Consider the following 7,858-nt stretch of genomic DNA (forward strand, 5'->3'; position numbering starts at 1 on the left):
AGGCGATGTCAACCTCGCTGCAGCTGGCGTAGCGAGTCCGCGGAAACTGCGCCACGGCTACAAACTAGATCAGGAATCCGACACGATTACCACGACTTTGATGCGGTAATCGCATACCGGGCCAGCTGCCGCGAGTATGCAGGTAGCAGAAAGCGACGGAGAGGAACAGCGCATGCAGTTGACGGGCAACACCGTTCTGGTCACCGGGGGTGGTACCGGAATCGGCCGGGGCCTCGCCGAGGCATTCCACCGATTAGGCAACAGCGTCGTCATCGCGGGCCGCCGCCACGAGACACTGAAAGCGGTGGCGGAGGCCAACCCGGGCATTCAATACCTGTCGCTGGATCAAGGTGATTCCGCCGACATCCGCCGCTTCGCCATCGAGTTGTCCGATAACCACCCCGAGCTCAACGTGCTGATCAACAACGCGGGGATTCAGCGCGTCGAGGACCTCACCACCGGTAACCCCGGCACGGCCGAGCAGACCCTTGCCATCAACCTGCTCGGCCCCATCCGGCTCACCTCGGCACTGCTGCACTTATTACTCGGGAGGCCACGCGCAACGATCCTCAACGTCACGTCCGGATTGGCGTTCATGCCGAGCGCGCTCATCCCGACGTACTGCGCCGGCAAGGCAGCGCTGCACTCTTACACGCAGTCGTTGCGGTTTCAGCTGCGCGATACCGACGTCCAGGTCATCGAGATCGTTCCGCCCCGAGTGCAGACGGCACTGCAGGGCCAGCGCGGATTCGACCCGCGGGGCATGCCACTCGACGCGTTCATCTCCGAGACGATGACGCTGTTGCAGACCAAGCCCGACGCCGAGGAGATTGTGGTGGAGCGTGCCAAGGGATTCCGGTTTGCCGAGCGCGACGGGGCGTACGACGAGCTCTACCCCGTCTTCAACGAGAAGATGATCGGGGAGCTCAACTCGCCGTAGCTCGCAACCGCTGCCCGGCGCCTGAGCGTTAGATCACACCCGGCGTCCGTCCGAACCGCTCAGCGTTGCACCACGGCGACGTTACGCATCTCGGCCGTCCGCACGAGCCGATCGTCGAAGGATGCAATGCTCGCGCCCGCATCCTCGGCCGCCAGAAGGACGCAGCAGTCCGGCATCTTCAACCCCGTGGTCGCGCGCAACTGGGCGAGCCGAATCGCCGTGTCGGCAGGAAAGGGCAGCTCTCGAACCTCGAGGGCCTCGAGCGCCTCGGTGACGGGGTCAAGACGGTCATCGCGGACAGGCGCGACGAGGACCTCGGCCAGCGTGAGCGAATTGACGGCGAGGTCGTCGTCTACGGCGTGCGTGAGAAGCCGTTCTGCAGCCCCGTTGTGACTGTCTGCATGGTCGAGAAAGGCAATGAGGACGCTTGCGTCCAAGACGATCACGTGGGCCAGTCCTCGCGGATCCGCTCAAGGTAGTCAGGCCCGTAAACGCCAGTGAGGCAACCGCTATAGGTGCGAACGGCCTCAAGCCGACGGTGTCGCCGTTCGTCATGCGCGTGCTCGGCGGCGCGATGGCCCTCTAGCGCTAGACGCACCAGCAACTGCGCCCGGCTCAATTTCGGCCAGCGCCGTGCCGCTTCGTCCAGCGCCTCGGCGAGATCATCGGTCTCGGTCACGAAATGCCTGGGGCGGGTGGTCGGCATACGGCCAAGTGTAACACTGACCGTCAACAGTGATACACTTGGCGCCTCGCGTGGAGAACATCGCGCACGTTGGGAATACCTGCACTCCGCCACGAAAGTGGGCGGAATGACGCTTTTTCTCAGCGATGCTCCGCCGTCGCGTTTGTCCGCCGAACAGCGGAGGCAAGCCCCGATGTCACGACGCAGGTAGGCTGAGATTCGCTGACACGCTCTAATAGTGAGCGCGCGCTGACACCATAGGAATCGAATGCCCGGCCACAATCGCCGCACCACGTGGTGTCACGCCAGCCAATGGACCGGCGGTGCCGGGTTGGTCGCCGTCGCGGCGCTGATCGGCATGGGTACCGCCCACGCCGACACGGCGGCACCCGGCGTCGACCCCAACGATGCCCTGGTCCTCATTCCCGCGGAAAATCAGGAGTACGCCGACGTCGCCAACGCGCTGTACCTACAACCGAACGGATTCGACGGCGCCGCAACAGTTTTCATCACCCCAGATGTAGGCAACGAGGTGCAGAACGTTGAACCCGGCGTGCAGGCTTTGGTGCAAACAATCGAGGCTGACTACACCGCCGGCGACTTGAGTGCGGCAGATCCGCTCTACGTCTTCGGTTACTCGGCAGGCGCCGTCGAAGAAGGACTGGCCGAGCAGCAGCTAGCGGCCGACGGCATACCCGCGGCTGATCTGAATTTCGTCATGGTGGGCGACAGCGCGTCCGCCGAGGGCGGATTTCTGAACACGGTCATCGGCTCGTTGCCCGAGTCGTTGCAGCAACCCACGACCCAACTTTTCGCCCAGTTCGGACTTACCCCGCCGGTGCTGGGTGCCACCACCCCCGACAACCTGTACCCCACCGAGGTCTACTCCTTGACCGGAGATGGCTGGCCGAACTGGGACGGCGGCGCCAACACCTACGGCATGTTCACCGAACACCTGGAATACCTGGGTTTGACGCCGGCCGAGATCGCCGCTGCCACCGAGACCACCGACGATATGACCACGTACTTCTCCATCGACAGTGCCAACGTCAACAGCTCCGAAGCGTTGTACAACCAGTTGCTGCTGGCCTTGGACATCGCTCCGTCCAACGTCAGCACCGGCGCGGCGGCCGTGTCCGCTGCCACGACCGACCCGTCGGGTTTGTTGAGCGACGCGGCCACCAACTACGCCGACTCCAACCAATTGTTGGGTGAGCTTTCCGGCAGCGCCAGCGCTTACGCTCCGGCGATCGCCACCCAGATCCAGTTCCAAGACGGTGCGCTGCAGGACATCGCGAACGTGGGATCGGCGGAGAGCGCGCTGTCGTCATACGACAACGGTGTCCTGGCTGACGTGGTGAACCCGCTCTTTACCAGTGTCGATCAAGGGTGGGAACAAGCGAGCGAGGCTGCGCTCAACGCGGATAAAGCCGTCGAGAGCGCGATCGCAACCGGCTCGTCGACGGACATCGCTTCGGCCTTTCTCGGTATCGCGGGACCCGAGTACCAAGCCATCGGACCCGACTTACAGTCGGCGTTCGTCGACCTCGCTGCGCACTTTCTTACGGGTGGAGATTTCACCTCCGCGACCGATCTCGCGGCCGGTGCAGGCTCCGTGTCGGCGCTCGATCCGTCCCTTTTCGCCGACCTGCTGTCGTCAATCGGCCCGTAGCTGGGAGTGTTGTGCTGCGCCGCTGGCAACTTGCTGAGCCGGCCGGAAGCCGCGTCAAGCTCGGATACTCTTGTCCTCTGACGTGTTCACGAGCATGAGCACCCTTTTGATCGGGGAACTGATGACCAGCAACCGCCGCGCTTTCGGTCGTGTCCGGCAGTTGAGCACCGGTGCGGGCCTGGCCGCCGCCGCCGCCATGATCGGGATGGGCACCGCCCACGCCGACGGCGGTTCCGTCCCGACCGACATCGGGCTGCTCGATACGGCCCAAACGGAGATCGCCGAAGCCTTCACCCTGTCCGGCTCCACCAACGCGGGCGCCGGCGTTTTCCCGGAATTGGTGGCGATCCAAACGCCGCTGCTGTCGTCTGGCAACAGCGTGGTGTCGGGCTTCGGCGAGGCCTTGTTCAACGGCCCAGACCAGAATCTCGCCCAGGCGGCCGAGGCGTTCCTGTCTGCCGCCGAGACACTCCCATCGAGCACCACAAACCTCACCGCGCTCGGCGACTTCGCGTCGGCGGGCTTCCACGTCACCGATGCCATCTTCGGCGAAATCCCGTCGACTCTCATCGGCAAGCTCACCGATCAGATCTTCGACATCGGCGGTTTCGACACCAGCGGCGCCGGCGCCGCAACGGACCTGGCCGCCAGCGCGTCCAGCGCGGCGGCCACCCCCGACGACGTGATCGGTCAGGCGATCACCGACCTGAATCAAGGCGCCGCGGCGTTGGACGCAGCGCCCACCGCCGAGCTGAGCGCACGCCAAGCGGGGGTCCTCGCCGATGCAGCAAACCTCAACACCGAGCTGGACTCGCCGCTGGCGCAGATGGTGACGTTGCAAGACGCCTTTACCGCGGCCGATCAGACTTCTTTGGCCAACGCCGACGAACAGTTAGTCACCGCCGCGGCCAACATGCTCTCGGCCGACCAGGCGTTTGTCGCCGCTGACCAAGCCGGTGACCTTAGCGGCAGCAGCCTCACCTCGGCAGACCTGCCGCTGCTCGACAGTGCCCTGGGACTGCTCAGCGCCGACTTCAACGTGACCGGTGCGGAATTGTTTGCGCTGTTCACGGGTGGTCTGGACCCCTCATCGGCCGTCAATCTCGCGTCGAGTCTGGACCCTGCCGCGGCAGCAGACCCGTCCATGTTCGCCGACGTGCTGTCGTCCATCGGGTGGTGATTCCGAGCCACGGCGACGAGCGGTCGACGCTCGCCATCACAGGTCCGGCACCGTCAGTGCCGGATGAAGCCCTTGTTGCGCATCAGAAAGTCCGCCAGGAATCCGTCGTGCGGGATCTCCGGTGCCGTGTAGTGGGTCGGATGCTGCCCGTCGTACACGTTGGCGATGGTCGGTTCGGCCACCAGATCGTCGATCAGCTCGTCGTCGTCGGTGATCGCGCTGATCACCAGCGAATGCCGCAGCGGCTCCAGCCCGTCGGCCCGTGACCACGGCGCGACCCAGACGCACGGGAACGGCAACTCGACGTTGAGTTTGGCGACGTCGGGTTGGGCCAGCAGGTACACCGCCGGTCGTAGCGCGGCGTGGCCGTCGCCGAGCGGGGCGACCACCTGGTCGGCGCCCAGCAGCGCGGTGCTGCCGGCCGCCGCGACGCTCAGGTGCCTGGCCAAAGCCGTTGCCGCGTCCAGGGTTTGAATCGGCAAGAGGGCACGCTCGACGCTCGACAGTCGCGCGGCGATCGCTTCGGCCAACGGCCTGGGGTCGCCTTCGTAGAGCACGGCGGTGGTGTTGACGCAGGCCAACCCGCCGAGGTCGGCGATCGAGTCGACGATGACGTCGATGTGATCGCGCCAGTCGTGTTCGGCGGTGATCAGGATCTTCGCCCGGCCCGGCCCGTTGACGAACACCGTCGGGTCGCCGGAGTACCTGTCGACGACATCCTGACCGCCGTAGACCATGGCGAGATCGGCCGAACGGATCATCTCGTCGGCGCCGCGATGGTCGGTGGGCAGGTAGACCGCGTCATGGCTGCGAAATCCGGCCTGGCGCAACGCCTGGACCAGGCGATGGGCGGTGAGTGGCTCACGCCGCGACGGGCGGACCGCGACCCGGTAACCCAGGGCGAGCGCCTGCGGCCACAGCCCGTGCACGCCCGGGCCGTTGCCGGCGGCGAGCACCGCGAACACGTCGCCGCGCCGGGCCCACACCGCGCCGCCCGCGCGAGTGTCGCGCCAGTCCAGTGCGGCACCCGACGGCCGGGCCGGCGCGACCGCGGCGAAGGCTGACCTGACACCGTCGGCGACGCTGCGCGCACCGGCGCGGGTCACCGAGATCGGCACGCCGGAAATGCGGCCGGCCAGGGCGGTATAGGCATCGAAATCGAGCCCTGCGAGCACGCCGTTGGCGAAGATGTCGGCCGCCTTGACCAGCGCGGCCTCCCGCTCACCGGCGGGCAGCGGCCGCACTCCGCGCTGAGCCTTGATTGCGCGGGAAACATACAGTGGCGGAGCAAGACTGATTTCCGCGACGGCGCCGCCGTCGGTTCCGGTGATGGGCTCGCGGTGGCGGGTGCGGTATTCGCCGTCCGGACCGAGCGCGTCGATCGCGATCAGAGCCGTTGTCTCAGAGGCCATCTCAATACACGCCCTCGATCACCGGCTCGCCCTCGAACGCGGCGACGGGCCGCACCTCGCTGACCGAATCACCGACCTGGCCGTCGAGCCCCGGCCGCCGGATGGCGCTGTCGCGTTCCAGATTGTTGGGCAGGAACATGCCCTTGCTGATGTGGTTCATGATCACCTGGCCGCGTTCTCCGTAGGCCACGCGGGCTCCGGTGTCCGGGTCGACCACCGAGAAGGTCGCATACGGGCTGCGCGGGTGGAAGACGAACGGCCCGTCGCCGTCGATGCGGTGGGTGATCGCCTGGGAGAGGATCATCGTGCTGCCGAACGCCATGGTGATGGTGGTGTCCGGGAGAATGCTGTCGAGTAGGTCGAGTGTGTCGATGTCGACGTGGGCACCGCTGAGCAGCATGAACCGGACCTTCTCGTTGAGCAGGTCGACCACGTCGTCGTTGCGGGCCATCTCCTCGAGCAGCGGCGGGGTGGTGTGCAGGTTCGCGATGTGCTGGGTGTGCAGCACCTGAACCGCCTGCTCGACGAGATGGTCGAGGTAGGACGCCATTTCGGCGGAGGCTTTGCGGGCCACCAGCTTCTTCACCCAGCGCGGGTCCAGGTCGATGGCGTGGAAGGTCGAGCCGAGACGCTCGGCGACCAGACGGGAGAAGTACCCCACCCCGTGCGGCCCACTCGGCATCATGCAGAGGAAACCGCGGCCCCGCACGAAGCCACCGTCGGCGAAGTCCGCGGTTTGCCACTGCACCACCTGTGCGACCCAATCCGGAAGCTGGACAGTCCTTTTCGGTGATCCGGTGGTGCCGCCGGACTCGAAGATCTGCGGCACCGGTGCGGGTGACCCGTAACCGCGCGGAATCAGATCCTCGACCGGCTCGGTGCGCAACTCGCTGAGCAGGTTGGGAAACAGCTGCAGGTCGGCGAACGTGTGGACGTCGGTGAGGGGATTGAAGTCCAGCGTCCGGGCCGCCCGCAGCCAGAAGGGGCTGCCGGTCTGCTCGCCGAAATGCCAGGCGATGGCGGCACGCAGGTAGGCGTCCGGGTCGTCTGGCGGGGTTGATCGCGGCACGTCCAGCAGCGAGAAATCGATATCGGCCATTGGGTAGATCATGTCCTAGCCCGGATCGGACCGGCAACTAGGATTCCGCCAATTCGCTTCGGCGGGGCCGGTTTTAGTGTGCAGTTCACCGTTTGGAGCGCAACTTTTTGCCGTCTTGACATGTTACGACTGATGCCCGGCTGCTGTTATCGCGGCCGCTCAATTGCGCGCCGGAATATCACTGGTCGGAAGCCGGCATTGGGGCGACAAATGCTGCAACTTGCGTTGGGTAAACGGAGTTGCGCGGGTAGGGATCGGGCACCTATGGCTGCCGGCCGGCGCTCTTGCTCCTAACGCATAGGATGGCCACCTGCCAGGCGGTGTCGAGGCTGCGATGGCGCGTGCTGAATGGCTGGTGGGTCGCCGAAGTGAGTCGGTCCGATCGGTCAGAAGTAGACGGGGTTGAAAAGATCCTCGACGGTTCCCACCAAGGCGGTCAGGGCTCCGCTGTCTGCAATGCCATGTGTGAAAGCGTCCACCAGTGCCGTGGTGTCGTTGATGAGGGCGCCCGCGTCTGATCCGTCCGGAATCGTGATGGTGGTGGTCAAGCCGTCGGTCGTGGGTACGCCGGAGGCGACGTCCGCCGGCGTCAGCCCTAGGTATTCCGCGTGGGTGGTGAAGAAGTGATATAGGCCGCTCCCAAGGGCGTCTAACGTGTTGCCGTTGTCGGCGGCGAGTGCCGCATTCCAATCCTCCTGCCAATCAGCGACCCCGTCGGTGTTGATCGTGTAGACGGTCGTTTGATACAGGTCATTCGGTGTGTCACCGGCAAGCGAGCCGCCAGGGGCGAACTGGTCTTCGTTGATCGCGGTGAGAATGTCATTCGTCAGAGTCGTCCCGGTTGTACCGCCGCCGAACAACTGGACCAAG

General features: G+C 65.5%; 7 protein-coding genes and 1 pseudogene. 3 read left to right on the forward strand and 5 right to left on the reverse strand.

The genetic code is table 11. From position 1 onward, the window contains the following. The first annotated feature begins 172 nt into the window (after positions 1 to 172). Positions 173 to 940 carry an SDR family NAD(P)-dependent oxidoreductase gene (locus ABDV69_RS19195; protein WP_343577228.1) on the forward strand — a complete coding sequence of 256 codons (768 nt, stop codon included), beginning with the start codon at positions 173 to 175 and terminating at the stop codon, positions 938 to 940. A 59-nt stretch (positions 941 to 999) separates the two neighbouring features. On the opposite strand, the gene ABDV69_RS19200 is transcribed toward ABDV69_RS19195, so the two are convergent. Then, entirely contained in the window at positions 1,000 to 1,386 is a 387-nt protein-coding gene (locus ABDV69_RS19200) for a PIN domain-containing protein (RefSeq protein ID WP_343577229.1), read from the reverse strand. After that, a complete protein-coding gene (locus ABDV69_RS19205; protein ID WP_343577231.1) occupies positions 1,383 to 1,646 on the reverse strand; it encodes a hypothetical protein in 264 nt (87 codons plus the stop codon). Before ABDV69_RS19205 ends, ABDV69_RS19200 begins: the two co-directional genes overlap by 4 nt. A 247-nt stretch (positions 1,647 to 1,893) precedes the next feature. Between ABDV69_RS19205 and ABDV69_RS19210 the strand changes: the two genes are divergently transcribed. Together ABDV69_RS19210 and ABDV69_RS19215 are read left to right on the forward strand one after the other, a co-directional pair. Continuing rightward, entirely contained in the window at positions 1,894 to 3,297 is a 1,404-nt protein-coding gene (locus ABDV69_RS19210; RefSeq protein ID WP_343577232.1) for a PE-PPE domain-containing protein, read from the forward strand. Positions 3,298 to 3,391: 94 nt separating this feature from the next. After that, the gene (locus ABDV69_RS19215) at positions 3,392 to 4,477 is read left to right on the forward strand and encodes a hypothetical protein (protein WP_343577233.1); all 1,086 of its coding nucleotides are present in this window, start codon (positions 3,392 to 3,394) and stop codon (positions 4,475 to 4,477) included. Positions 4,478 to 4,530: 53 nt separating this feature from the next. Here ABDV69_RS19215 and ABDV69_RS19220 read toward each other — a convergent pair whose 3' ends face one another. The 3 genes and pseudogenes from ABDV69_RS19220 to ABDV69_RS19230 all read right to left on the reverse strand — a co-directional run. Beyond that, positions 4,531 to 5,868, reverse strand: coding sequence for an aldehyde dehydrogenase family protein (locus tag ABDV69_RS19220; RefSeq protein ID WP_343577236.1), 1,338 nt, complete (start codon positions 5,866 to 5,868; stop codon positions 4,531 to 4,533). A 22-nt stretch (positions 5,869 to 5,890) separates the two neighbouring features. Next, positions 5,891 to 6,988 (reverse strand): phenazine antibiotic biosynthesis protein, encoded by a 1,098-nt coding sequence (locus ABDV69_RS19225; protein WP_343577234.1) that lies wholly within the window; start codon positions 6,986 to 6,988, stop codon positions 5,891 to 5,893. Between the two features lie 386 nt (positions 6,989 to 7,374). Beyond that, positions 7,375 to 7,858 (reverse strand): annotated as a pseudogene (locus ABDV69_RS19230) (hypothetical protein); the annotation flags it as partial.

The organism is Mycobacterium sp. (assembly GCF_039583785.1).
Lineage (GTDB): Bacteria > Actinomycetota > Actinomycetes > Mycobacteriales > Mycobacteriaceae > Mycobacterium.